The following is a 24,791-nucleotide window of genomic DNA, read 5'->3' on the forward strand; positions in this document are numbered from 1 at the left end:
CCGCGAGACCGGTTCACCTTCGAGACGGACGACACAAGGGGAGCTCATGGGACGCAGAGCGAGATCGATCCTCGCCGCGGCTTCACTGCTGATCGCCGGAGTGGCGGCGGCGCCCGCCGCCGGAGCGCGGCCGGACGACCGCGACGCCGACGCCCTCTCCGTATGGCACGCCGAGGTCACCCAGGAGCAGGTTCCGCTCCTCCTCGAAGCCGGCGCCGACGCCCACGAACTGACCGAGCGGGTGCCCGCGCAGGGCACCGCCACGGTCGAGCTCTTCCTCACCGGCGCCCAGGCCGGACAGTTGCGCGGCGAGGGCGTCGACCTCGCCGAACACGCCCTGTCCGACCGGGCCGAGAAGCGGGTCGCCGCCGCCGGCGACGGCGTCTTCCGCCCGTACGGAGGCCCCGGCGGCCTCAAGCAGGAGATCCTGGACACCGCCCGGACCCACCCCGGCCTCACCAAGGTCGTCTCGATCGGCAAGACCCTCAAGGGACAGGACATCCTCGCCCTCAAGGTCAGCAAGGGCGCCGGGCGGAGCAAGGACGGGTCGAAGCCCGCCACGCTCTACATGTCCAACCAGCACGCGCGCGAGTGGATCACCCCCGAGATGACCCGGCGGCTGATGCACCACTACCTCGACGGCTACGGCAAGGACGGGCGGATCACCCGGATCGTCGACACCACCGAACTGTGGTTCGTGCTCTCCGCCAACCCGGACGGGTACGACCACACCCACGCCGACCCCGCCGACCGCCAGTGGCGCAAGAACCTCCGCGACAACGACGGCGACGGGCGGATCGGCCCCGGCGACGGCGTCGACCTCAACCGGAACTTCGCCTACAAGTGGGGCTACGACAACGAGGGCTCGTCCCCCGACCCGGCCGACGAGACCTTCCGCGGCAAGGGCCCCATGTCGGAGCCCGAGACCAGGGCCATCGACGCCTTCCAGAAGCGCATCGGCTTCGCGTACGGCGTCAACTACCACTCCGCCGCCCAGCTCCTGCTCTACGGCGTCGGCTGGCAGGTCGCCACCGACACCCCCGACGACGTGGCCCTCAAGGCGCTCGCCGGCACCCCGGAGAACTCCGCCGTGCCCGGCTACCGGCCGCAGGTCTCCTCCGAGCTGTACACCACCAACGGCGAGGCCGACGGACACGCCGCCAACGTCAACGGCATGCAGATGTTCACCCCGGAGATGTCCACCTGCGCCACCGCCTCCCGGGTCGACCCGAACGACGCCTGGAACCCGGCCGACTGCGCCTCCGTCTTCACCTTCCCGGACGACGAGAAGCTGATTCAGGCCGAGTTCGCCAAGAACGTGCCCTTCGCGCTCGCCGTCGCCGAGTCCTCCGCCCACCCGGACCGGCCCGTCTCCCCGGTCGGCGCCGACGCCCCCGACTTCACCCCGAAGGCCTTCGCCACCTCCTACGCCCGGGGCGGGGAGCAGGAGGTCGCCGTCACCGCCCGTAAGTCGCTGCGGGGCAAGACGCTCGAATACCGGATCAACGGCGGCCGGGTCCACCGCGAGGAGCTCCGCGCCTGGAAGGGCGGCGAGACCTACGGCGGCGAGGACAACCTCTACTTCGACGAGTACCGCGCCGAGGTCGAAGGCGCCCGGCCCGGCGACTCCGTCGAGGTCCGCTTCACCGCCCGCACCCGCGAGGGCCGCGCCGCCGCCTCCGCCCCCTTCACCTACGAGGTGGCCGAACGGGCCCGCGGCGACGTCCTCGTCCTCGCCGACGAGGGCGGCACCACCGCCGGGCGCCACACCGCCGCCTACGTGAAGGCGCTCGCCGACAACGGCCGGAAGGCCGCCGTCTGGGACGTCGCCGTCCAGGGCGCTCCGGACGCCCTCGGCGTCCTCTCCCACTTCGACGCCGTCGTCTGGTACACCGGCGCCGAGCGCCCCTCCGGGGACGCCGAACTCGCCGTCCGCTCCTACCTCAACGAGGGCGGCAAGCTGATCAACGCCGGGGAGAAGTCCGGCGGACTCACCCGGGTCGGCCTCGCCGAGACCAACGACTTCGCCCAGTACTACCTCGGCGCCTACCACCGGGCCGGGCTGAAGAACCCGTCCGCCTTCGCGGGCGCGGGCGCCTTCGGAGGCGTACGGGCCGCTCTCGGCGCGGCCCCCGGCAACCCGCTGGACGACGCCGGCGCGTACACCGTCACCTCCGACACCCTGAAGCCGAAGGACTTCCCGCAGTTCGCGAGCAGCGCCTCCGCCGGCGACTACCCGGGCGTCCGCACCCCCTTCGAGCCCGCCGAGGGCGCCACCTTCGCGGCGGTGAAGCACGCCGACGACACCTGGGCCCGGCTCGCCAGGACCGTCGACCTCACCGCCGTTCCGGCGGGTGCGAAGCCCCGTCTGGACTTCCAGGTCAGCCACGACACCGAGCCCGGCTACGACAACCTCGTCGTCGAGGCCCACACCGTCGGCCAGGACGACTGGACCACCCTGCCCGACACCAACGGCGGCACCTCCGCCGAGCCCCCGGCCGACTGCGGCGAGGGCTACTACGTCCGCGGCCACCCCTTCCTCGCCCACTACCTCACCGTCGGCGAGGACGGCTGCGCGCCCACCGGCACCACCGGCTCCTGGAACGCCTTCACCGGCCCGTCCAACGGCTGGCGGCAGGCCTCCGTCGACCTGAGCGCCTGGGCGGGCAAGAAGGTCGAGCTCTCCCTCTCGTACGTCTCCGACCCCGGTACGGGCGGGACGGGCGCCTTCGTCGACGACGTCCGGCTCGTCACCGGGACCACCACCGAGGCCGAGGGCTTCGAGACCTCCCTCGGCGCCTGGTCCACGCCCGGCGCCCCGGCCGGCAGCCCCGGCAACGGCTCCGACTGGACGCGCTCCGCCGCCCTCTTCCACTCGCGGGCGGCGGTCACCACCCGGGACACCGTCCTCCTCGGCTTCGGCCTGGAGCACGTGCCCGGCACGGCGGAACGGGCCCGGCTCGTCGGCCGCGCCCTCAAGGCCCTCCACCGCTGAGGCCCCCACCGCCCGGCCCTCCGCGCAGAGGGCGGCACCCCGACCGTTTGACGGAGAGTAGTCGGGACAAAAGTTCCAAGGCGGCCCTTACCCGTTGGTAGGTACGGGCCGCCGACCGCCCTTCCTCACTTTCCGGGCTCGCGCGGATGCGCTCGATGTCACTCCGGCGGTCCCGGAGAGGTAGGGTCGTAAGTGGTCGGGGACATCCCAAAAACAAAAATCTCGCCGGCGTCGAACACACCGGCGTACCTAACGAGGAGATCGGTTCGTGACGATCCGCGTAGGCATCAACGGCTTTGGCCGCATCGGCCGGAACTACTTCCGCGCGCTCCTTGAGCAGGGTGCCGACATCGAGATCGTGGCTGTCAACGACCTGGGTGACACCGCGACCACGGCCCACCTGCTGAAGTACGACACCATCCTGGGCCGCCTCAAGGCCGAGGTGACCCACACCGAGGACACCATCACCGTCGACGGCCACACCATCAAGGTGCTGTCCGAGCGCGACCCGGCCGACCTCCCCTGGGGGGAGCTCGGCGTCGACATCGTCATCGAGTCGACCGGCATCTTCACCAAGAAGGCCGACGCCGAGAAGCACATCGCCGGCGGCGCCAAGAAGGTCCTGATCTCGGCTCCGGCCAAGGACGAGGACATCACCATCGTGATGGGCGTCAACCAGGACAAGTACGACCCGGCGAACCACCACGTCATCTCGAACGCGTCCTGCACCACCAACTGCGTGGCGCCGATGGCCAAGGTCCTCGACGAGAACTTCGGCATCGTCAAGGGCCTGATGACCACGGTCCACGCCTACACCAACGACCAGCGCATCCTGGACTTCCCGCACAAGGACCTGCGCCGCGCCCGCGCCGCCGCGGAGAACATCATCCCGACCACGACCGGTGCCGCCAAGGCCACCGCCCTGGTCCTCCCGCAGCTCAAGGGCAAGCTCGACGGCATCGCCATGCGCGTCCCGGTCCCGACCGGCTCCGCCACGGACCTGGTCGTCACCCTGGACCGCGAGGTCACCAAGGACGAGGTCAACGCCGCGTTCAAGAAGGCCGCCGACGACGGCGACCTCAAGGGCTTCCTGTTCTACACCGAGGACCCGATCGTCTCCTCGGACATCGTGGGCGACCCGGCGTCCTGCACCTTCGACGCCTCCCTGACGATGGTCCAGGACGGCACGTCGGTCAAGATCCTCGGCTGGTACGACAACGAGTGGGGCTACTCCAACCGTCTCGTCGACCTCACCGTCTTCGTCGGCGGTCAGCTCTGACCTTCAGGGCGGGCTTTCGATGGTGAGCAGGGCTCGGGCAGCGCAACGCCGCGCTGCGCGAGCCCTGTTCGTGTGCTCCACCGCGTACCAAGGAGTCAGTTAACAGATGAAGACGATCGACGAGCTTCTCCACGAGGGCGTCGAAGGCAAGCGCGTGTTCGTCCGCGCCGACCTCAACGTGCCGCTCGACGGCACCACCATCACCGACGACGGACGCATCCGCGCCGTCGTCCCCACGGTCGAGGCGCTCGCCGACGCGGGCGCCCGCGTCGTGGTCGCCTCGCACCTGGGCCGCCCCAAGGGCGCCCCGGACCCGGCGTTCTCGCTCGCCCCGGCCGCCGCGCGCCTCGGCGAACTGCTCGGCGCCGACGTGGCGTTCGCGACCGACACGGTCGGCGACTCCGCCGCGGAGACCGTCGCGGGCCTCGGGAACGGGCAGGTCGCCGTCCTGGAGAACCTCCGCTTCAACGCGGGCGAGACCTCCAAGGACGACGCCGAGCGCGGCGCCTTCGCCGACCGCCTCGCCGCCCTCGCCGACCTCTACGTCGGCGACGGCTTCGGCGCCGTGCACCGCAAGCACGCCTCGGTCTACGACCTCCCGGCGCGCCTCCCGCACGCCGCCGGCTACCTCATCGCCACCGAGGTCGGCGTCCTGAAGAAGCTGACGGACGACGTGCGGCGGCCGTACGTGGTCGCCCTCGGCGGCGCCAAGGTCTCCGACAAGCTCGGCGTGATCGACCACCTCCTGGAGAAGGCCGACCGCATCCTCATCGGCGGCGGCATGGCGTACACCTTCCTCAAGGCCCAGGGCCACGAGGTCGGCATCTCGCTCCTCCAGGAGGACCAGATCCCGGCCGTCCAGGAGTACCTGGCGCGTGCGAAGGAGCGCGGCGTGGAGTTCGTGCTCCCCGTCGACGTCCTGGTCTCGCCCGAGTTCCCGGACCTGAAGACCAAGGCCCCGGCGAACCCCACCACGGTCGCCGCGGACGCCATCCCCGCGGACGAGGAGGGGCTCGACATCGGCCCCGAGACCCGCAAGCTCTACGCCTCGAAGCTCGCCGACGCGGCCACCGTCTTCTGGAACGGCCCGATGGGCGTCTTCGAGCACCCCGACTACGCCGAGGGCACCAAGGCCGTCGCCCAGGCGCTCGTCGACTCCCCGGCCTTCACCGTGGTCGGCGGCGGCGACTCCGCCGCCGCGGTCCGCATCCTGGGCTTCGACGAGAACGCGTTCGGCCACATCTCGACCGGCGGCGGCGCCTCCCTCGAATACCTCGAGGGCAAGACGCTTCCCGGCCTCGCCGCACTGGAGGACTGACCCACCCATGAGCACCCGCACCCCGCTGATGGCGGGCAACTGGAAGATGAACCTCAACCACCTCGAGGCCATCGCCCACGTCCAGAAGCTCGCCTTCGCCCTGACCGACAAGGACTACGACGCGGTCGAGGTCGCCGTCCTGGTCCCCTTCACCGACCTGCGGTCCGTCCAGACCCTGGTCGACGGAGACAAGCTGAAGATCAAGTACGGCGCCCAGGACATCTCGGCGCACGACTCCGGCGCCTACACCGGCGAGATCTCCGGCCTGATGCTCTCCAAGCTGAAGACCGCCTTCGTGGCCGTCGGCCACTCCGAGCGCCGCCAGTACCACGCCGAGGACGACGAGGTCTGCAACGCGAAGGTGAAGGCCGCCTTCAAGCACGGCATCACCCCGATCCTCTGCGTCGGCGAGGGCCTCGACGTCCGCAAGGCCGGACAGCAGGTCGAGCACACCCTCGCCCAGCTCGACGGCGGCCTCAAGGACGTCCCGGCCGAGCAGGCCGAGACGGTCGTGATCGCGTACGAGCCGGTGTGGGCCATCGGCACCGGCGAGGTCGCCACCCCCGAGGACGCCCAGGAGGTCTGCGGGGCGATCCGCGGCCGCCTCGCCGAGCTGTACTCCCAGGAGCTGGCCGACAAGGTCCGCATCCAGTACGGCGGCTCGGTCAAGTCCGGGAACGTCGCCGCGATCATGGCCCAGCCGGACGTCGACGGAGCCCTGGTGGGCGGCGCCGCGCTGGACGCCGACGAGTTCGTCAAGATCGTCCGCTTCCGCGACCAGTGAGTATGCGGTAGCGGAGTTACGTCGTACCCTTGCGGGGGTCGGGCAGGCGCCCGGCCCCCGTCCGTATAAGTCCGAGGAAGTTGGTCCAGCCGTGGTTATGGGGTTCTCGATCGCCCTGATCGTCTTCAGCGCGCTGCTGATGCTGCTCGTGCTGATGCACAAGGGGAAGGGTGGCGGCCTCTCCGACATGTTCGGTGGCGGCATGCAGTCCTCCGTCGGCGGCTCCTCGGTCGCCGAGCGCAACCTGGACCGCATCACCGTCGTGGTCGGTCTGCTCTGGTTCGCCTGCATTGTGGTCCTCGGTCTGCTGATGAAGTTGGACGGGTAACTCCAATCACTGGACGCGCGTTGGGCCTTACGTAGACTGGGGCATCTTCGAGCACCATCACGCAGGGAGTTACGACCGTGGCAAGTGGCAACGCGATCCGGGGAAGCCGGGTCGGAGCGGGGCCGATGGGCGAGGCCGAGCGGGGCGAGTCGGCGCCGCGCCTCCGCATCTCCTTCTGGTGCTCGAACGGGCACGAGACACAGCCGAGCTTCGCCAGCGACGCGCAGGTCCCCGACACCTGGGACTGCCCGCGCTGCGGCTTCCCGGCCGGCCAGGACCGCGACAACCCGCCGGACCCGCCCCGCACGGAGCCGTACAAGACCCACCTCGCCTACGTGCGCGAGCGGCGCAGCGACGCGGACGGCGAGGCGATCCTCGCCGAAGCCCTCGCCAAGCTGCGCGGCGAGATCTGAGCAGGTGTGACGGTGTGACGGACGGGCCCCGCCCGCGAACTCGATTCGCGGGCGGGGCCCGTCCGCCGTTCCCGGGGACCGTGTCCACCGGGACCGCGCCGGGGCGTCCCGCTCGCCGTCGCCTCGCCGGCCCCTCTGATCAATTAGGTTGGAGGGGCAGCGGGGCAGACACGTACGAGAGAAGTGGGCGATGTCCGAGATGAAGAACGAAGGCCGCACGAGGCTCAACCGGCTGCCCGAGTGGGCGGCCCTCGGCAAGCACCGCGAGCAGCTGGGCACGCCCCGGCTGCGCGAGCTGTTCGCCGCCGACCCGACGCGCGGCACCGACCTCACCCTGAGGGTCGGCGACCTCTACCTGGACTACTCCAAGCACCTCGTCACCGACGAGACGCTGACCCTGCTGCGGGAGCTGGCCGCCGCCACCGGCGTGGCCGAGCTGCGCGACGCCATGTTCCGCGGCGAGAAGATCAACACCACCGAGGACCGGGCGGTCCTCCACACCGCGCTGCGCGCCCCCCGCGACGCCGTGGTCGAGGTCGACGGGGAGAACGTCGTCCCCGGCGTCCACGCCGTCCTCGACCGGATGGGCGACTTCGCCGAGAAGGTCCGCGCGGGCGAGTGGACCGGCCACACCGGCAGGCCGATCAAGAACGTCGTCAACATCGGCATCGGCGGCTCCGACCTCGGTCCCGCCATGGCCTACGAGGTCCTGCGCTCCTACACGCGGCGGGACCTGACGCTCCGTTTCGTCTCCAACGTCGACGGTGCCGACCTCCACGAGGCCGTCCACGACCTCGACCCGGCCGAGACGCTGTTCATCGTGGCCTCGAAGACCTTCACCACCATCGAGACCATCACCAACGCCACCTCCGCCCGCGACTGGCTCCTCGCCGGCCTCGACGCCGGACAGGAGGCCGTGGCCAAGCACTTCGTCGCCCTCTCGACCAACGCCGAGAAGGTCGAGGAGTTCGGCATCGACACCGCGAACATGTTCGAGTTCTGGGACTGGGTCGGCGGCCGCTACTCCTACGACTCCGCCATCGGCCTCTCCCTGATGATCGCCATCGGCCCGGAGCGCTTCCGCGAGATGCTCGACGGCTTCCACCTCGTCGACGAGCACTTCCGCACCGCCCCGCCCGAGGAGAACGCGCCGCTGCTCCTGGGCCTCCTCGGCGTCTGGTACGGCAACTTCTTCGACGCCCAGTCGCACGCCGTCCTGCCGTACTCCCACTACCTGTCGAAGTTCACCGCCTACCTCCAGCAGCTCGACATGGAGTCCAACGGCAAGTCGGTGGACCGCTGGGGCGAGCGGGTCGACTGGCAGACCGGACCCGTGGTCTGGGGCACCCCCGGCACCAACGGCCAGCACGCGTACTACCAGTTGATCCACCAGGGCACCAAGCTGATCCCGGCCGACTTCATCGGCTTCGCCCGGCCCGTCGACGACCTGGAGCCCGGCCTGGTCGCCCAGCACGACCTGCTCATGGCCAACTTCTTCGCCCAGACGCAGGCGCTCGCCTTCGGCAAGACGCCCGAGGAGGTACGGGCCGAGGGCGTCCCCGAGGAACTCGTCCCGCACAAGACCTTCCGGGGCGACCACCCCACCACCACGATCCTCGCCGACACGCTCACCCCGTCCGTCCTCGGCCAGCTGATCGCGCTCTACGAGCACAAGGTCTTCGTCCAGGGCGCGATCTGGAACATCGACTCCTTCGACCAGTGGGGCGTCGAGCTCGGCAAGGTCCTCGCCAAGCGGATCGAGCCGGTCCTGACGACCGGGGAGGGCGCGGAGGAGCTCGACAGCTCGACCGCGGGGCTCGTCGCCGCCTACCGCTCGCTGCGCGGCCGGTAGCGGCGTGAGGGGGGAGGACGCGGTGCGGCTGAGGCCGCCGAGGAACGCCGTGGACGGGCGGGCCGTCACCTGGTGGCGGACCCGGCTCCTGGCCGCCACCGCCGTACCGGTGGCGGTCCTGGCCGTCCTCGGCGCGCTCATCGGTCCCGCGCGGTCCTGGCTGCTGATCGCGGCCGGGGCCGTGGCGGCCGCGGGCCTGGCCTGCACCGCGCTCCTCCCCGCCCGGTGGTTCCGGGTGCACCGCTGGGAGGTCACCGACGAGGCCGTCTACGTGCGCACCGGGGCGCTCTGGCAGGAGTGGCGGATCGCCCCGATGTCCCGGATCCAGACCGTCGACACCTCGCGCGGCCCCCTGGAGCAGTACTTCCGGCTCGCCACCGTCACCGTGACCACGGCCTCCTCCGAGGGCGCGGTCCGGATCGAGGGCCTCGACCACGAGCTGGCCGCCGGCCTGGCCGAGCGGCTGACGGCCGTCACCCGGGCCACGCCCGGGGACGCGACGTGAACGAGCCGGCGCCCGGGGAGGAACGGCTGCGGCTCGACGGGCCGAGGGGCGACGCGCCCGGGGAGGAGCGGCATCCCGACGCGCCCGAGGCGGAGTGGCGGCGGCTCGACCCGCTGACCCTCCTCGCCACCGCCGCCCTCCTGTGCGGAGTGGCCGGCGGCGCCGGGCTCCCGGTCGTCCTGGGCCTCGCCGGTTCCCGGCCGCTCTGGCAGGCCGTCGCCTGGGTCCTCGCCGGCGCCCTCCTCCTCGTCCTCGGCGGCACCGGGGCCGACTTCGTCCGCCTGCGCCGCACCCGCTACCGCGTCGGCCCCGAGCGCGTCGACCTCCACACCGGCCTGCTCCACCTCAAGCGCCGGTCCCTGGCCCGCGAGCGCATCCGCAGCGTCGACCTCACCGCCAACCCCCTCCAGCGCGTCCTCGGCCTGGTCGAGGTCCGCATCGGAACCGGCGAGCACAGCGGCGGCGACGCCGCGCTCGCACTCGAACTGGTCGCCCGCGCCGAGGGCGAACGGCTCCGCCGCGCACTCCTCGCCCGCGCCGCCGCGCCCGGGGACCCCCGCCACGACGGCGCCCTCGCCGCCCTCGACCTCCGCTGGATCCGCTACGCCCCCGTCTCCTTCGTCGCCCCCGCCCTCGGCGGCGCCGCCGCGGGGGCGGTCATGCAGGTCAGCGAGTGGTTCGGCGTCCAGGGCGAGGTCATCGACTGGATAGGGGAGCGCTTCAGCTCCGTCGCGATCCCCTGGATGATCCTCTGGCTGTTCCTCGTCGCCCTCGCGGTCGGGGCCGTCGGCTCCCTCGGCCTGTGGGTCGAGATGTGGTGGGGCCACCGCCTGGAGCGCGAGCCCGGCGGCACCCTGCGCGTCACCCGGGGCCTGCTCACCGCCCGCTCGGTCTCCATCGAGGAGCGGCGGCTGCGCGGGATCGAGCTCGTCGAACCGCTCGGCGTGCGCCTCTTCGGGGCGGCCCGAGTCGACGCCGTCGCCACCGGCCTCGCCGAGAAGGACGAGGACAAGCACGGCGACCTCAAGAACCTGATGCCGGCCGTCCCGCGCCCGCTGGCCGACCGGGTCGCCGCCCGGGTCCTGCGCGAGTCCGAACCGCCCACCGGGGCGCCGCTCGCCGCCCACCCCCGGGCCGCCCGGAACCGGCGGATCCGCTGGGCCCTGTGGAGCGTCCTGACGCCCGCCGCGCTCCTCGCCCTCCTCGGGCTCCTGCTCACCCCGGTCCTGCTGTACGCGGCGGCCGGCTGGACCGCCGTCCTCACCCCGCTCGGCCTGCTCCTCGCCCGCGACGCCCACCGGAACCTCGGACACGGCGTCAGCGGGGCGTACCTGGTCACCCGTTCGGGTACGGTCCGGCGGACCACGGTCGCCCTCCAGCGCTCCGGCGTCATCGGCTGGACCGTCAAGCAGTCGTACTTCCAGCGCCGCGCCGGCCTCGTCACCCTGACCGCCACGACGGCGGCCGGATCGGGCGCGTACGAGATCCTCGACGCGGGCCGGGGCCAGGGCCTGGCCTTCGCCGCCGGGGCCGTACCGGGGCTCCTCACGCCCTTCCTGGAGCCCGCCGACACGCCGGAGGCCCGGTCCACCGAGGGGTGAACCGGGCCTCCGGGGCCGTGCCGATCGGTGAGGATCAGGCCGTGGCCGGCGGGTACAGGCTCCGCGGCAGCTCCGAGGCCGCCGCCGCGTCGAGCAGCCACAGCGTGCGCGAGCGCCCGCGGGCACCGGCCGCCGGAGCCTGCACCTCGCCCGCGCCCGACAGCGCGATCGCCGCCGCCTTCGCCTTGTCCTCACCGGCCGCGAGCAGCCAGACCTCCCGCGCCGCCCGGATCGCCGGGAGCGTCAGCGAGATCCGGACCGGCGGCGGCTTCGGCGCGCCGCGCACCCCGACCACCGTCCGCCCGCTCTCGCGCACGGCGGGCAGCTCGGGGAAGAGCGAGGCCACGTGCGTGTCCGGGCCGACGCCCAGCATCAGCACGTCGAACGCCGGCACGCCACCATGGTCACCGGGACCGGCCGCGGCGGCCAGCTCCTCCGCGTAGGCAGCGGCGGCGGCCTCGACGTCGTCGCCGTACGGCCCGTCCGAGGCCGGCATGGCGTGCACCCGCGCGGGGTCCAGCGGCACCCGGTCGAGCAGCGCCTCGCGGGCCTGGGTGACGTTCCGCTCGGGGTCCCCGTCGGGCAGGTACCGCTCGTCGCCCCACCACAGGTCGAGCCGCGACCAGTCGACCGCGTCCCGCGCGGGCGCCGCACCGAGGGCCGCGAGCAGCCCGTTGCCGTTGCGCCCGCCGGTCAGCACCACCGAGGCGGAGCCCCGGGAGGCCTGGGCGTCCACGATCCGGGTGATCAGCCGGGCCGCGGCGGCCTGCGCCATCAGCTCCTTGTCGCGGTGGACGACCAGTTGCGGGGCGCTCACTTGGCCGCCTTCCTGGCCGGGGCCCTCTTCGCCGCGGACTTGGCGGCGGGAGCGCCCTTCTCCCCGGAAGAGGCGTCAGGAGCGGTCTCCGCGGCGGCTTCGGCGGTCTCCGTCTCCACCGCGGCCCCGGTCTCCTCCGCCGGCTCGGGCGCCGTGACCGCCGCCCGCTCGTCGAGGCGCCCGACGCCGAACTTCAGCGCCGCCGCGTAGGTGTCGTCCGGGTCGAGCCGGCGCAGCTCCTCCGCGATCAGCTCGGCCGTGTCGCGGCGCTTGAGCGCCACCCCGCGGTCCGGCTGGCCCTCGATGGAGAGCGTGGCGAGCGACCCGTCCGGCCGGTCGAGCACGATCGGCCCGCAGTCGGTTTCCAGGCGTACGGAGGTGAGGCCGGGGCCCGCCGACTTCGAGCGCCGCACCGGCACCTTCAGCCGGTCGGCCACCCACATCGCGAGCAGTTCCACGCTCGGGTTGAACTCCTCGCCCTCCACCTCGGCGGCGGAGACCTGGCACACGACCTGGTCGAGCGCGGCGGCCAGCATCGAACGCCACGGGGTGATCCGGGTCCACGAGAGGTCCGTGTCGCCGGGGGTGTACGTCTCCGCCCGCGCCGTCAGCTCCTCGATGGGCTGCTCGGCGGCGTACGTGTCGGTCACCCGGCGCTGGGCGAGCGCGCCCAGCGGGTCCTTCGCCGGGTCGGTCGGGGCGTCCACCGGCCACCAGACGACGACCGGGGCGTCGGGGAGCAGCAGCGGCAGCACCACCGACTGGGCGTGGTCGACGACCTCGCCGTACAGCCGGAGCACCACCGTTTCGCCGGCGCTGGCGTCGGCGCCGAGGCGGACCTCGGCGTCGAGCCGTGCCTTGGCACGGTCCCGCGGCGAGCGCGAGACCCTCTTGATGACGACGAGGGTCCGCGAGGGGTGCTCGCGGGACGCCTCGTTGGCCGCCTTCAGCGCGTCGTAGGCGTTCTCCTCGTCGGTGACGATGACGAGGGTGAGCACCATGCCGACGGCCGGCGCGCCGATCGCCCGCCGCCCGAGCACCAGCGCCTTGTTGATCTTGGAGGACGTGGTGTCCGTCAGGTCGGTCTTCATGGCCGGCGCCAGCTCCTGCCGTCTCGTGCGAGCATCTCGTCCGCCTCGACCGGACCCCAGGTCCCGGACTGGTACTGCGCGGGCTTGCCGTGCTCGTCCCAGAACCTCTCGATCGGGTCGAGGATCTTCCAGGACAGCTCGACCTCCTCCACGCGCGGGAAGAGGTTCGAGTCGCCGAGCAGGACGTCGAGGATGAGCCGCTCGTACGCCTCCGGGCTGGACTCCGTGAAGGACTCGCCGTACGCGAAGTCCATCGACACGTCCCGGATCTCCATCTGGGTGCCGGGCACCTTGGAGCCGAACCGCACCGTCACGCCCTCGTCCGGCTGGACCCGGATGACGATGGCGTTGCGGCCGAGCTCCTCGGTCGCGGTGTGGTCGAAGGGGGAGTGCGGGGCGCGCTGGAAGACGACCGCGATCTCGGTGACGCGGCGGCCCAGGCGCTTGCCGGTGCGCAGGTAGAAGGGGACGCCCGCCCAGCGGCGGTTGTCGATCTCCAGCTTGACGGCCGCGTAGGTGTCCGTCTTCGACCGGGGGTCGATGCCGTCTTCCTGGAGGTAGCCGACGGCCTTCTCGCCGCCCTGCCACCCGGCCGCGTACTGGCCGCGGACCGTGGACGCGCCCAGGTCCCTGGGCAGCTTCACCGCGCCGAGGACCTTGGTCTTCTCGGCGGCCAGCGCGTCGGCGTCGAAGGAGGCGGGCTCCTCCATCGCGGTCAGCGCGAGCAGCTGGAGCAGGTGGTTCTGGATGACGTCACGGGCGGCGCCGATGCCGTCGTAGTAGCCGGCGCGGCCGCCGATGCCGATGTCCTCGGCCATGGTGATCTGCACGTGGTCGACGTACGACCGGTTCCAGATCGGCTCGAAGAGGGTGTTGGCGAAGCGGAGCGCCAGGATGTTCTGGACGGTCTCCTTGCCGAGGTAGTGGTCGATCCGGAAGACCTCGTGCGGCGGGAAGACCTCGTGGACGACCTCGTTGAGCTCCTTGGCGGAGGCCAGGTCGTGCCCGAAGGGCTTCTCGATGACCGCGCGGCGCCAGGAGCCGTCCCTCTGGTCGGCGAGCCCGTGCTTCTTGAGCTGCTGGACGACCTTGGGGAAGAACTTCGGCGGGACCGACAGGTAGAAGGCGAAGTTGCCGCCGGTGCCCTGGGCCTTGTCCAGCTCCTCGACGGTGGTCTTCAGCTGCTCGAAGGCCTCGTCGTCGTCGAAGTCGCCCTGGACGAACCGCATGCCCTGGATGAGCTGCTGCCACACCTCCTCGCGGAAGGGGGTGCGCGAGTGCTGCTTGACGGCCTCGTAGACCTCCTGCGCGAAGTCCTCGTCCTGCCATTCGCGCCGGGCGAAGCCGACGAGCGAGAAGCCCGGCGGCAGCAGGCCGCGGTTGGCCAGGTCGTAGACGGCGGGCATCAGCTTCTTTCGGGACAAATCGCCCGTAACGCCGAAGATCACCAGACCCGACGGCCCCGCGATGCGCGGGAGCCGTCGGTCTGCGGCGTCACGGAGCGGATTGCCTCCGTGGACTGCGCTCAAGGTGTTTACGCCTCCGAAGGTGCGAGGCGCCGGAGCTCCGCCTCGGTGGACTTGAGCAGGTCGTTCCAGGACGCCTCGAACTTCTGGACGCCCTCGTCCTCCAGGAGCTGGACGACCTCGTCGTAGCCGATGCCCAGCTTCGCGACGGCCTCCAGGACCGCGCGGGAGTCGTCGTACGTGCCCCGGATGGTGTCACCGGTGACCTCGCCGTGGTCGGCGGTGGCCTCCAGGGTGGCCTCGGGCATGGTGTTGACCGTGCCGGGGGCGACCAGGTCCACGACGTACAGGGTGTCCTTGTACGCCGGGTCCTTGACGCCGGTCGAGGCCCACAGCGGACGCTGCTTGTTGGCGTGCGCCTTGTCGAGGGCCTCCCAGCGCTCGCCGGAGAAGACCTCCTCGTACGCCTCGTAGGCCAGACGGGCGTTGGCCAGGGCGGCCTTGCCCTTGAGCGCCTTGGCCTCGTCGGTGCCGATGCCGTCCAGGCGCTTGTCGATCTCCGTGTCCACGCGGGAGACGAAGAAGGAGGCCACCGAGTGGATCTTCGAGAGGTCCAGGCCGCGCTCGCGGGCCTTCTCCAGACCCGCCAGGTAGGCGTCCATGACCAGGCGGTAGCGCTCCAGCGAGAAGATCAGCGTCACGTTGACGCTGATGCCCAGGCCGATGACCTCGGTGATCGCCGGCAGGCCCGCCTCGGTGGCCGGGATCTTGATCAGCGCGTTGGGCCGGTCCACCAGCCAGGCGAGCTGCTTGGCCTCGGCGACCGTGGCCTTGGTGTCGTGCGCGAGGCGGGGGTCGACCTCGATGGAGACCCGGCCGTCCTGGCCGTCGGTCGCGTCGAAGACCGGGCGCAGGATGTCGGCGGCGTCGCGGACGTCCGCCGTCGTGATCATCCGGATCGCCTCCTCGACGGTCACCCGGCGGGCCGCGAGGTCGGAGACCTGCTGGTCGTAGCCGTGGCCCTCGGAGATCGCCTTCTGGAAGATCGACGGGTTGGTGGTGACACCGACCACGTGGCTCTGGTCGATGAGCTCCGCCAGGTTGCCGGAGGTGATCCGCTGGCGCGAGAGGTCGTCCAGCCAGATCGCGACGCCTTCGTCGGAGAGGCGCTTGAGTGCGTCTGTCATGAGAGTTGCATCTCCAATAAGTCGTACGTATGGGCGTCAGCGCGCGGCGGCGTCGATCGATTCCCGCGCGGCGGCGACGATCGCCTCGGGCGTGAAGCCGAACTCGCGGAAGAGGACCTTCGCGTCCGCCGAGGCGCCGAAGTGCTCCAGGGAGACGATCCGGCCGGCGTCGCCGACGTACTTGTGCCAGGTCAGGCCGATGCCCGCCTCGACCGCGACCCGGGCGCGGACCGACGGCGGCAGGACGGATTCCTTGTACGCCCGGTCCTGCTCCTCGAACCACTCCACCGACGGCATCGACACCACGCGGGTGGGCGTGCCGGCGGCCTGGAGCTGCTCACGGGCCTCGACGGCCAGGTGCACCTCGGAGCCGGTCGCGATCAGGACCACCTCCGGCTCGCCGCCCTCGGCGTCGAACAGCACGTAGCCGCCCTTGACCGTGTCCTCGTTCGGCGCGTACGTCGGCACGCCCTGGCGGGTGAGCGCCAGGCCGTGCGGGGCGCCCTTGCCGAAGACCTTGGTGTGGCGCTGCATGATCTCTCGCCAGGCCAGGGCCGTCTCGTTGGCGTCGGCCGGGCGGACCAGGTTCAGGCCCGGGATCGCGCGCAGCGAGGCCAGGTGCTCCACCGGCTGGTGGGTGGGGCCGTCCTCGCCCAGACCGATCGAGTCGTGGGTCCAGACGTAGGTCACCGGCAGGTGCATCAGGGCCGACAGGCGCACCGCGTTGCGCATGTAGTCGGAGAACACCAGGAAGGTGCCGCCGTAGATCCGCGTGTTGCCGTGCAGCGCGATGCCGTTCATCTCGGCGGCCATCGAGTGCTCGCGGATGCCGAAGTGGATCGTGCGGCCGTACTTGTCGGCCTCCGGCAGCGGGTTGCCCTCGGGCAGGAACGACGAGTCCTTGTCGATCGTCGTGTTGTTCGAGCCGGCGAGGTCGGCCGAGCCGCCCCACAGCTCGGGGACGACCGCGCCGAGCGCCTTGAGGACCTGGCCCGAAGCGGCACGGGTGGCCACGCCCTTGCCCGGCTCGAAGACCGGGAGCTTCTCCGCCCAGCCGGCGGGCAGCTCGTTGGCCTGGATGCGGTCGAACTCGGCCGCGCGCTCCGGGTTGGCCGTACGCCACTCCGCGAGCTGCTTCTCCCACTCCACGCGCGCCTCGCGGCCCCGCTCGCCCAGCGCGCGGGTGTGCGCGATGACCTCGTCGGAGACCTCGAAGGTCTTCTCCGGGTCGAAGCCCAGGACGCGCTTGGTGGCCGCGACCTCCTCGTCGCCCAGCGCCGAGCCGTGGGCGGCCTCGGTGTTCTGCGCGTTCGGGGCGGGCCAGGCGATGATCGAGCGCATCGCGATGAACGACGGGCGCTCGGTCTCGGCCTCGGCCGCGCGGATCGCCGCGTAGAGCCCGGCCGGGTCCAGGTCGCCGTTCTCCTGGGGCTCGACGCGCTGCACGTGCCAGCCGTACGCCTCGTACCGCTTGATCGTGTCCTCGGACACGGCCGTCTCGGTGTCGCCCTCGATCGAGATGTGGTTGTCGTCCCACAGCAGGGTCAGGTTGCCGAGCTTCTGGTGACCGGCCATCGAGGACGCCTCGGCGGAGATGCCCTCCTGGAGGCAGCCGTCCCCGGCGATCGCGTAGATGTGGTGGTCGAACGGCGAGGTGCCGGCCGGCGCCTCCGGGTCGAACAGGCCGCGCTCGAAGCGGGCGGCCATCGCCATGCCCACGGCGTTGGCGACGCCCTGGCCCAGCGGGCCCGTGGTCGTCTCGACGGCGGCGGTGTGGCCGTACTCCGGGTGGCCGGGGGTCTTCGAACCCCAGGTGCGGAAGGCCTTCAGGTCGTCCAGTTCGAGACCGAAGCCACCCAGGTAGAGCTGGGTGTAGAGGGTCAGGGACGAGTGGCCGGCGGAGAGCACGAAACGGTCGCGCCCGACCCACTGGGGGTCGGCCGGGTCGTGGCGCATCACCTTCTGGAAGAGGGTGTACGCGACGGGCGCCAGGCTCATCGCCGTACCGGGATGGCCGTTGCCGACCTTCTGTACGGCGTCCGCGGCCAGGACGCGGGCGGTGTCTACGGCCCGCTGGTCCAATTCGGTCCACTCGAGGTCTGTGGTGGTCGGCTTAGTGCTCACCCTGGGTCAGGGCTCCTCTCCACATGTTTTGAAGCCGGTGACGGAGGGTGTACCGGCGGTGTCGAGCCTACCCCCGCCGGACGGCCCTCTTTTCGTGCTCATGCCCCTCAAATGAGCGCACATGGCAAGACTGCCGGTGGCCGTGCGACTTCGCCTCCCGAGCACGGTCCACCCCTGGGGACGTACCCCTTCAACACGACCCCACCCCCGCGAAGACCGGCGTCTGGGCAACGTCTAGAGTGGCGTGGTACGCGCAAGCTTCACCCCGCTCTCGTCCGGGGAGCTTGCTGGGATTTCTCTGTCAGGGGTGTGCGTGACGGCCGTCGAGTCCCGACCCGCAGGGGTCGTCTTGACTCCCAGCCCGGGGGGCCATCGGCCGTTCGGGGCCCGCGTCAAGGCATTCGTGGCGCTGACCAAGCCGCGGATCATCGAGCTTCTGCTCATCACGACCGTCCCGGTGATGTTCCTCGCCGAGCAGGGCGTGCCGAACCTCTGGCTGGTGCTCGCCACCTGCTTCGGCGGCTACCTGTCGGCGGGCGGCGCGAACGCGCTCAACATGTACATCGACCGCGACATCGACGCCCTGATGGACCGCACGTCCCAGCGTCCGCTGGTCACCGGCATGGTCTCGCCGCGCGAGGGCCTGGTCTTCGGCCTCACCCTCGCGGTGGTCTCCACCCTCTGGTTCGGCCTGCTGGTCAACTGGCTCTCCGCCGGGCTCTCGCTCGGCGCGCTCCTCTTCTACGTGGTCGTCTACACGATGATCCTCAAGCGGCGGACCGCGCAGAACATCGTCTGGGGCGGCATCGCGGGCTGCATGCCCGTGCTCATCGGCTGGTCCTCGGTCACGAACTCGATGTCCTGGGCCGCCGTCATCCTCTTCCTGGTCATCTTCTTCTGGACGCCGCCGCACTACTGGCCGCTGTCGATGAAGGTCAAGGAGGACTACGCGCGCGTGGGCGTCCCCATGCTCCCGGTGATCGCCTCCAACAAGGTCGTCGCCAAGCAGATCGTGGCCTACAGCTGGGTCATGGTCGTCGTCTCGCTGCTGCTCACCCCGCTGGGCTACACGGGCTGGTTCTACACCGCCGTGGCGCTGCTCACCGGCGGCTGGTGGCTCTGGGAGGCGCACGGGCTGCTGAACCGGGCCAAGGACGGCGCGACGGGCGCCAAGCTCAAGGAGATGCGCCTCTTCCACTGGTCCATCACCTACGTCTCGCTGCTCTTCGTGGCGGTCGCGGTGGACCCCTTCCTCCGCTGACCTCCGGCAGAACCGCTCGGCCGACGGCCGGGCCGCGTGGGAAACGCCACGCGGCCCGGCCGTCGCCGTTCGATCTACCCGTCGGTAGCATCCTTGCCATGGCAGACACGACGGCAGACACGACGGCAGGCACGAAGAAGGACGAGCGCAGGGTCGCCCGGCTCGCCCGGCAGATCCAGGCCTTCTCCAAGGAGCACGGCGGCTCCGAGGGCCACCTGGAGCACATCGGCCGGGCGGGCACCCGGATCGTCCTCGTCGGCGCGGACGGCCTCTGGGGCGACCTGGTCGCCCCGACGTACGCGGCCGCGGAGCAGGCGGCCGAGAAGGCCGGGCTGACGCTCCACGAGGAGTTCGACGGCGAGTTCGCCGCGAAGGTCGTCACCGGTCCGTACGAGTGGACCCGGATGGCGGGCATCCAGATCGGCGGCCCCTCCGACCGCTGAAGCGGCGGACGCGCGGGTACGCGCGCGTACGAAAGGGCCCACCGGCTCGCGGGAACCGGTGGGCCCTTCTGTGCGCGTGGAAGGCGGCGGAAGGCGTACGGGAGCGGGCGGGGCCGTCAGGCCTTGGCGAGCTCCGGGTCGGCCTGGGCCGGGATCGCCGGCGTGCTCAGCGGGCGCTCGCGCATGCTCAGGGCGAGCCGCAGGACCGCGATCCACATCAGCGAGGAGCCGAGCATGTGGGCGGCGACCAGGAGCTCGGGGACCCCGGTGAAGTACTGGACGTAGCCGATCCCGCCCTGCGCGAGGAGCACGATCAGCAGGTCGCGGGCGCGGGCCCGGGTGTCGTCCGGGGCGTCCACCGCGCGCAGGACCAGCCACATCGCGACCGCGAGCGCGCAGACGATCCAGGCGGCGATCGCGTGCGCGTGCGCGGCGTTCGTCCAGTCCCAGGGCATGCGCGGGACGTCGCTGCTGTCGCCGGCGTGCTTGCCGGCGCCGGTCACGGTGGTGCCGAGCGCGATCAGCAGGCCCGCGGTGACCGTGATCGCCCAGGACAGCCTGCGGACCGGGCGCGGCACGCGCGGGCGGGGGGCGGTGTCGCCCTCGCCGGTCCGGTGCCAGGTGACGACGGCGACCGTGAGCAGCGCGTTCGCGGCGAGGAAGTGGCCGGCGACCGTCCACGGGTTGAGGCCCATCCAGACCGTGATGCCGCCGAGGACGGCGTTGCTCATCACGATCCAGAACTGGACCCAGGCGAGCCGGGTGAGGCCGCGCCGGCGCGGCTTGACCGAGCGCACGGCGATGATGGCCCAGCCGACGGCCGCCGACAGGACGTACGTCAGCATCCGGTTGCCGAACTCGATGGCGCCGTGGAGGCCCTGCTCGGGCGTGGCGAAGAGGCTGTCGTCCGTGCACTTGGGCCAGGTGTCGCAGCCGAGACCGGAGCCGGTCAGCCGGACCGCGCCGCCCGTGACGATGATGAGCACGCTCATCACGACGGCGGAGAGCGCGGCGCGCCGGAGCGTCCTGGGGGACGGGGTCCAGCGCCGGGCGATGAGGGCGAGGGGGGTCAGCACGGGCCCTATCGTAGGACGGCGCTTGTGCGCGCTTTCACGAGGGGGGCGTATGTGGCCGAACGGAACCTTACGGTTACTCCCCGGGGAGGCTCACTCCCAGCGGAAGAACTTCGCCGCCGCCCCGAGGCCCAGGACCGCCCACACCGCGAGGACCAGCGCGTCGCCCCACGGCATCGACGCCCCGCCCTGGAGGACGTCCCGCAGGCCGTCCGAGAGGGCCGCGATCGGCAGCAGGGCGAGCACGTCGCCCGCCGCGCCGAACTTCTCCAGGGGCACGATCACCCCGCCGCCCACCAGGAGCAGCAGGAAGACCAGGTTGGCGGCGGCCAGGGTGGCCTCGGCCCGCAGCGTCCCGGCCATCAGCAGGCCGAGGCCGGAGAAGGCGGCCGTGCCGAGGACCAGGAGCAGCAGCACCGAGAGCGGGTTCCCGTGCGGGGACCAGCCGAGCGCGAGCGCGATCGCGGTCAGGAGCACGACCTGGAGGACCTCGGTGACCAGGACGGAGAGCGTCTTGGCGGTCATCAGGGCCCAGCGGGGGAGCGGCGAGGCCCCCAGGCGCTTGAGCACCCCGTACCGGCGCTCGAAGCCGGTCGCGATGGCCTGGCCGGTGAAGGCGGTGGACATCACGGCGAGCGCGAGGACGCCGGGCGCGAGGAAGTCGACGGGCTTCCCGGCTCCGGTGTCGACGACGTCGACGGTGGAGAACAGCACCAGGAGCAGCGAGGGGATGATCACCGTCAGGAGCAGCTGCTCGCCGTTGCGCAGCAGCATCCTGGTCTCCAGCGCCGTCTGCGCGGCGATCATCCGCCCGACGGGGGCGGCGCCGGGCCGGGGGGAGTGGGTCCCGGTGCCGGTGGGCTTCGGGAGGCGGGTTCCCGTGCTCATGACCTCAGCTCCTTGCCCGTGAGCTCCGGGCCGTGCTGACCCGGGGGGCGACCCCCGGACCCCCGGCGGATCTCGTCGGTGGCCGGCTTCATGACCTCAGCTCCTTGCCCGTGAGCTCCAGAAAGACGTCTTCGAGGGTGTGGCGCTCGACCGCGATGCCGTCCGGCATGACGCCGTGCTGGGCGCACCAGCTGGTGACCGTCGCGAGGAGCTGCGGGTCGACGCCGCCGGTGATCCGGTACGTGCCGGGGAGCGTCTCCGCCGCGGCCGTGCCGTCCGGGAGCGCCTTGAGCAGGGAGCCCAGGTCGAGCCCGGGGCGGCCGGTGAAGCGCAGGGTGTTCTCGGCGCCGCCGCGGCACAGCTCCTCGGGGCTGCCCTGGGCGGCGATCTGGCCGGCGTCGACGATGGCGACGTCGTCGGCCAGCTCCTCGGCCTCCTGCATGAAGTGCGTGGTGAGGACGGTGGTCACCCCGTCGGCGCGCAGCTCGCGGACCAGGTCCCAGGTGGCGCGCCGCGCCTGCGGGTCGAGGCCGGCGGTGGGCTCGTCGAGGAAGACCAGCTCGGGGCGGCCGACGACGGCCATGGCGAGCGCGAGGCGCTGCTGCTGGCCGCCGGAGAGCCGCCGGTAACCCGTACGGCCGCAGGAGCCGAGGCCGAGCCGCTCGATCAGGGCGTCCACGTCCAGCGGGTGGGCGTGCAGCTTCGCCATGTGGCGGAGCATCTCGTCGGCGCGGGCGCCGGAGTAGACGCCGCCGGACTGGAGCATGACGCCGATCCGGGGGCGCAGGGCGGCCGCGTCGGCGACCGGGTCCAGGCCGAGGACCCGGACGGTGCCGCCGTCGGGCCTGCGGTAGCCCTCGCAGGTCTCGATCGTGGTGGTCTTGCCGGCCCCGTTGGGGCCGAGGACGGCGGTGACGGTGCCGGCCCGTACGTCGAGGTCGAGGCCGTCGACGGCGGTCCTGTCTCCGTACCGCTTGACCAGGCCGCGGACCTGGACGACCGACTCGGTCGTGGGCTTCCCGTGCATGCCGGGAAGTCTAGAGAGCGCCCGGGGGTCCCCCGGGCGCGGGGCCCGAAGAGTGGTCGAATTCATCCCACGAATGATCGTTTCCGCAGGTCAGGTAAGGCTTACCTGAGTGACGCACGGCACCGTCCGCGCGGCGGGTGCCGCTTGTCACTCCCCGATTAATTACGCAACAATGGTGTTGTGAAAAACGTGGGAGCGGCTCCGGTGGAGGAACTCGCTACCCGGGAGCGCTCCACGCGCAACCGGGTCGCGCGGTCGATCCTGGACCACGGGCCGTCGACCGTCGCCGACCTGGCGGAGCGGCTCGGCCTCACCCAGGCCGCCGTCCGCCGCCACCTCGACTCGCTGGTGGCGGAGAACGTCGTCGAGGCCCGCGAGAAGCGCGTCTACGGCAACCGCGGCCGCGGCCGCCCCGCCAAGGTCTTCGCGCTGACCGACTGCGGCCGGGACGCCTTCGACCAGTCGTACGACTCGCTCGCCGTCGAGGCGCTCCGCTGGATCGAGCGCAACGCCGGGGGCGAGGAGGCCGTCGCCGCCTTCGCCCGGGACCGGATCGAGAGCCAGGGAAGCGCGTACCGCGAGGCCGTCGAGGCGGCCGAGCCCGCGCGGCGGACCGAGGCGCTCGCCGGCGCCCTCACGGCGGACGGGTACGCTGCCACTGCGCGGAACGCGCCGGTCGGCCAGCAGCTCTGCCAGCACCACTGCCCGGTAGCCCACGTCGCCGAGCAGTACCCCCAGCTGTGCGAGGCGGAGACGGAGTTCTTCTCCCGCCTCCTGGGAACGCACGTCCAGCGTCTGGCCACCATCGCGCATGGTGACGGCGTCTGCACCACGTTCATCCCGCACGGCGCCCCACAGACCACCGAAACAGCATCCGCACGTACGGCCGGGAGGAACCCCGCATGACCACCGAGATCAGCCACCCCGAGCTTGAGGGCCTGGGTCGGTACGAGTACGGCTGGGCCGACTCGGACGCGGCCGGCGCCACCGCCAAGCGCGGTCTGAACGAAGACGTCGTCCGCGACATCTCCGCGAAGAAGAACGAGCCCGAGTGGATGCTGAAGCTGCGTCTCAAGGGTCTGCGGCTCTTCGGCAAGAAGCCCATGCCGACCTGGGGCTCCGACCTCTCCGGCATCGACTTCGACAACATCAAGTACTTCGTGCGCTCCACCGAGAAGCAGGCCGCTTCCTGGGAGGAACTGCCCGAGGACATCAAGAACACGTACGACAAGCTCGGCATCCCCGAGGCGGAGAAGCAGCGCCTCGTCGCCGGCGTCGCCGCCCAGTACGAGTCCGAGGTCGTCTACCACCAGATCCGCGAGGACCTGGAGGAGCAGGGCGTCGTCTTCGTCGACACCGACACCGCCCTGAAGGAGCACGAGGAGCTCTTCAAGGAGTACTTCGGCACCGTCATCCCGGTCGGCGACAACAAGTTCGCCTCCCTGAACACGGCCGTGTGGTCCGGCGGCTCCTTCATCTACGTGCCGAAGGGCGTGCACGTCGAGATCCCGCTCCAGGCCTACTTCCGCATCAACACGGAGAACATGGGCCAGTTCGAGCGGACGCTGATCGTCGTCGACGAGGACGCCTACGTCCACTACGTCGAGGGCTGCACCGCCCCGATCTACTCCTCGGACTCGCTGCACAGCGCCGTGGTCGAGATCATCGTCAAGAAGGGCGGCCGCTGCCGCTACACGACCATCCAGAACTGGTCGAACAACGTCTACAACCTGGTGACCAAGCGCGCCGTCGCCTACGAGGGCGCCACCATGGAGTGGGTCGACGGCAACATCGGCTCCAAGGTCACCATGAAGTACCCGGCCGTCTACCTCATGGGCGAGCACGCCAAGGGCGAGACCCTGTCCATCGCCTTCGCGGGCGAGGGCCAGCACCAGGACGCCGGCGCCAAGATGGTCCACATGGCCCCGAACACCTCCTCCAACATCGTCTCCAAGTCGGTGGCGCGGGGCGGCGGCCGCACCTCCTACCGCGGTCTCATCGAGATCGGCGAGGGTGCCCCGGGCGCCAAGTCCAACGTGCTCTGCGACGCGCTGCTCGTCGACACCATCTCCCGCTCCGACACGTACCCCTACGTGGACGTGCGCGAGGACGACGTCTCCATGGGCCACGAGGCCACCGTCTCCAAGGTCTCCGAGGACCAGCTCTTCTACCTGATGAGCCGCGGCCTCACCGAGTTCGAGGCCATGGCGATGATCGTCCGCGGCTTCGTCGAGCCCATCGCCAAGGAGCTCCCGATGGAGTACGCGCTGGAGCTCAACCGGCTGATCGAGCTGCAGATGGAAGGCGCGGTCGGCTAAGTCCCTCCGCACCAGCAGCGA

General features: G+C 71.5%; 21 protein-coding genes. 13 read left to right on the forward strand and 8 right to left on the reverse strand.

Translation table 11 applies throughout. The features are described 5' to 3' along the window. The first annotated feature begins 46 nt into the window (after window positions 1-46). The 9 genes from ACIP5O_RS16945 to ACIP5O_RS16985 all read left to right on the forward strand — a co-directional run bounded on the left by ACIP5O_RS16945 (window position 47) and on the right by ACIP5O_RS16985 (window position 11,075). Window positions 47-2,995, forward strand: a complete 2,949-nt coding sequence (locus tag ACIP5O_RS16945; protein ID WP_401293885.1) for a M14 family zinc carboxypeptidase — start codon at window positions 47-49, stop codon at window positions 2,993-2,995. A gap of 268 nt (window positions 2,996-3,263) precedes the next feature. Next, a complete protein-coding gene (gene gap, locus ACIP5O_RS16950) occupies window positions 3,264-4,274 on the forward strand; it encodes a type I glyceraldehyde-3-phosphate dehydrogenase (protein WP_356546368.1) in 1,011 nt (336 codons plus the stop codon). A 106-nt stretch (window positions 4,275-4,380) separates the two neighbouring features. Then, a complete protein-coding gene (locus ACIP5O_RS16955; RefSeq protein ID WP_401293888.1) occupies window positions 4,381-5,592 on the forward strand; it encodes a phosphoglycerate kinase in 1,212 nt (403 codons plus the stop codon). Between the two features lie 7 nt (window positions 5,593-5,599). Further along, window positions 5,600-6,376: a triose-phosphate isomerase gene (tpiA, locus tag ACIP5O_RS16960; protein ID WP_365540825.1), complete on the forward strand. Its 777-nt coding sequence runs from the start codon at window positions 5,600-5,602 to the stop codon at window positions 6,374-6,376. A 97-nt stretch (window positions 6,377-6,473) separates the two neighbouring features. Then, the gene (gene secG, locus ACIP5O_RS16965; protein WP_030205174.1) at window positions 6,474-6,704 is read left to right on the forward strand and encodes a preprotein translocase subunit SecG; all 231 of its coding nucleotides are present in this window, start codon (window positions 6,474-6,476) and stop codon (window positions 6,702-6,704) included. A 77-nt stretch (window positions 6,705-6,781) separates the two neighbouring features. Next, the gene (locus ACIP5O_RS16970) at window positions 6,782-7,117 is read left to right on the forward strand and encodes an RNA polymerase-binding protein RbpA (protein WP_003957010.1); all 336 of its coding nucleotides are present in this window, start codon (window positions 6,782-6,784) and stop codon (window positions 7,115-7,117) included. A gap of 190 nt (window positions 7,118-7,307) precedes the next feature. Then, window positions 7,308-8,969: a glucose-6-phosphate isomerase gene (gene pgi, locus ACIP5O_RS16975; RefSeq protein WP_401293892.1), complete on the forward strand. Its 1,662-nt coding sequence runs from the start codon at window positions 7,308-7,310 to the stop codon at window positions 8,967-8,969. A gap of 4 nt (window positions 8,970-8,973) precedes the next feature. Beyond that, window positions 8,974-9,474 (forward strand): PH domain-containing protein, encoded by a 501-nt coding sequence (locus tag ACIP5O_RS16980; RefSeq protein WP_401293894.1) that lies wholly within the window; start codon window positions 8,974-8,976, stop codon window positions 9,472-9,474. A 26-nt stretch (window positions 9,475-9,500) separates the two neighbouring features. Next, window positions 9,501-11,075: a PH domain-containing protein gene (locus ACIP5O_RS16985; RefSeq protein WP_401294180.1), complete on the forward strand. Its 1,575-nt coding sequence runs from the start codon at window positions 9,501-9,503 to the stop codon at window positions 11,073-11,075. 34 nt (window positions 11,076-11,109) lie between these two features. Here ACIP5O_RS16985 and pgl read toward each other — a convergent pair whose 3' ends face one another. Genes pgl through tkt form a run of 5 tightly spaced genes read right to left on the reverse strand, consistent with a single transcriptional unit; the run spans window position 11,110 to window position 17,760 of the window. Then, window positions 11,110-11,892 (reverse strand): 6-phosphogluconolactonase, encoded by a 783-nt coding sequence (gene pgl / locus ACIP5O_RS16990; RefSeq protein WP_401293897.1) that lies wholly within the window; start codon window positions 11,890-11,892, stop codon window positions 11,110-11,112. Continuing rightward, window positions 11,889-12,983: a glucose-6-phosphate dehydrogenase assembly protein OpcA gene (gene opcA, locus ACIP5O_RS16995; protein WP_401293900.1), complete on the reverse strand. Its 1,095-nt coding sequence runs from the start codon at window positions 12,981-12,983 to the stop codon at window positions 11,889-11,891. Before opcA ends, pgl begins: the two co-directional genes overlap by 4 nt. Continuing rightward, a complete protein-coding gene (zwf, locus tag ACIP5O_RS17000; protein WP_356546379.1) occupies window positions 12,980-14,512 on the reverse strand; it encodes a glucose-6-phosphate dehydrogenase in 1,533 nt (510 codons plus the stop codon). Before zwf ends, opcA begins: the two co-directional genes overlap by 4 nt. Before the next feature lie 5 nt (window positions 14,513-14,517). Further along, window positions 14,518-15,636, reverse strand: a complete 1,119-nt coding sequence (gene tal / locus ACIP5O_RS17005) for a transaldolase (protein ID WP_401293904.1) — start codon at window positions 15,634-15,636, stop codon at window positions 14,518-14,520. A gap of 36 nt (window positions 15,637-15,672) precedes the next feature. Continuing rightward, window positions 15,673-17,760: a transketolase gene (gene tkt / locus ACIP5O_RS17010; RefSeq protein ID WP_401293907.1), complete on the reverse strand. Its 2,088-nt coding sequence runs from the start codon at window positions 17,758-17,760 to the stop codon at window positions 15,673-15,675. Window positions 17,761-18,073: 313 nt separating this feature from the next. Between tkt and ACIP5O_RS17015 the strand changes: the two genes are divergently transcribed. Both ACIP5O_RS17015 and ACIP5O_RS17020 read left to right on the forward strand, forming a co-directional pair. Continuing rightward, window positions 18,074-19,021 (forward strand): heme o synthase, encoded by a 948-nt coding sequence (locus ACIP5O_RS17015; protein ID WP_401293910.1) that lies wholly within the window; start codon window positions 18,074-18,076, stop codon window positions 19,019-19,021. 98 nt (window positions 19,022-19,119) lie between these two features. Beyond that, on the forward strand, window positions 19,120-19,464 hold the full coding sequence (locus ACIP5O_RS17020) for a hypothetical protein (RefSeq protein ID WP_401293913.1): 345 nt from the start codon (window positions 19,120-19,122) through the stop codon (window positions 19,462-19,464). Window positions 19,465-19,580: 116 nt separating this feature from the next. On the opposite strand, the gene ACIP5O_RS17025 is transcribed toward ACIP5O_RS17020, so the two are convergent. The 3 genes from ACIP5O_RS17025 to ACIP5O_RS17035 form a co-directional block, all read right to left on the reverse strand. After that, on the reverse strand, window positions 19,581-20,549 hold the full coding sequence (locus ACIP5O_RS17025; protein ID WP_356546564.1) for a COX15/CtaA family protein: 969 nt from the start codon (window positions 20,547-20,549) through the stop codon (window positions 19,581-19,583). Between the two features lie 81 nt (window positions 20,550-20,630). Then, the gene (locus ACIP5O_RS17030) at window positions 20,631-21,425 is read right to left on the reverse strand and encodes an ABC transporter permease (protein WP_401293916.1); all 795 of its coding nucleotides are present in this window, start codon (window positions 21,423-21,425) and stop codon (window positions 20,631-20,633) included. 88 nt (window positions 21,426-21,513) lie between these two features. After that, window positions 21,514-22,452: an ABC transporter ATP-binding protein gene (locus tag ACIP5O_RS17035; protein ID WP_401293919.1), complete on the reverse strand. Its 939-nt coding sequence runs from the start codon at window positions 22,450-22,452 to the stop codon at window positions 21,514-21,516. A 180-nt stretch (window positions 22,453-22,632) separates the two neighbouring features. Between ACIP5O_RS17035 and ACIP5O_RS17040 the strand changes: the two genes are divergently transcribed. Both ACIP5O_RS17040 and sufB read left to right on the forward strand, forming a co-directional pair. Beyond that, a complete protein-coding gene (locus tag ACIP5O_RS17040; protein ID WP_401293922.1) occupies window positions 22,633-23,358 on the forward strand; it encodes a helix-turn-helix transcriptional regulator in 726 nt (241 codons plus the stop codon). Further along, window positions 23,355-24,770, forward strand: coding sequence for a Fe-S cluster assembly protein SufB (gene sufB, locus ACIP5O_RS17045; protein ID WP_401293924.1), 1,416 nt, complete (start codon window positions 23,355-23,357; stop codon window positions 24,768-24,770). The genes ACIP5O_RS17040 and sufB overlap by 4 nt, the downstream gene beginning before the upstream one ends. The last annotated feature ends 21 nt before the right edge of the window (window positions 24,771-24,791 follow it).

The sequence above is a fragment of the Streptomyces sp. NPDC088915 genome (genome assembly GCF_044749825.1).
GTDB lineage: Bacteria > Actinomycetota > Actinomycetes > Streptomycetales > Streptomycetaceae > Streptomyces.

What these genes read in the sequence shown, in the direction of transcription:
- ACIP5O_RS16945 (WP_401293885.1), top strand. Translation starts at nt 47, where the DNA reads ATGGGACGCAGAGCGAGATCGATCCTCGCCGCGGCTTCACTGCTGATC.
- ACIP5O_RS16955 (WP_401293888.1), top strand. Translation starts at nt 4,381, where the DNA reads ATGAAGACGATCGACGAGCTTCTCCACGAGGGCGTCGAAGGCAAGCGC.
- tpiA (WP_365540825.1), top strand. Translation starts at nt 5,600, where the DNA reads ATGAGCACCCGCACCCCGCTGATGGCGGGCAACTGGAAGATGAACCTC.
- secG (WP_030205174.1), top strand. Translation starts at nt 6,474, where the DNA reads ATGGGGTTCTCGATCGCCCTGATCGTCTTCAGCGCGCTGCTGATGCTG.
- pgi (WP_401293892.1), top strand. Translation starts at nt 7,308, where the DNA reads ATGTCCGAGATGAAGAACGAAGGCCGCACGAGGCTCAACCGGCTGCCC.
- opcA (WP_401293900.1), bottom strand. Translation starts at nt 12,983, where the DNA reads ATGAAGACCGACCTGACGGACACCACGTCCTCCAAGATCAACAAGGCG.
- tal (WP_401293904.1), bottom strand. Translation starts at nt 15,636, where the DNA reads ATGACAGACGCACTCAAGCGCCTCTCCGACGAAGGCGTCGCGATCTGG.
- ACIP5O_RS17020 (WP_401293913.1), top strand. Translation starts at nt 19,120, where the DNA reads ATGGCAGACACGACGGCAGACACGACGGCAGGCACGAAGAAGGACGAG.
- ACIP5O_RS17030 (WP_401293916.1), bottom strand. Translation starts at nt 21,425, where the DNA reads ATGAGCACGGGAACCCGCCTCCCGAAGCCCACCGGCACCGGGACCCAC.
- ACIP5O_RS17035 (WP_401293919.1), bottom strand. Translation starts at nt 22,452, where the DNA reads ATGCACGGGAAGCCCACGACCGAGTCGGTCGTCCAGGTCCGCGGCCTG.
- sufB (WP_401293924.1), top strand. Translation starts at nt 23,355, where the DNA reads ATGACCACCGAGATCAGCCACCCCGAGCTTGAGGGCCTGGGTCGGTAC.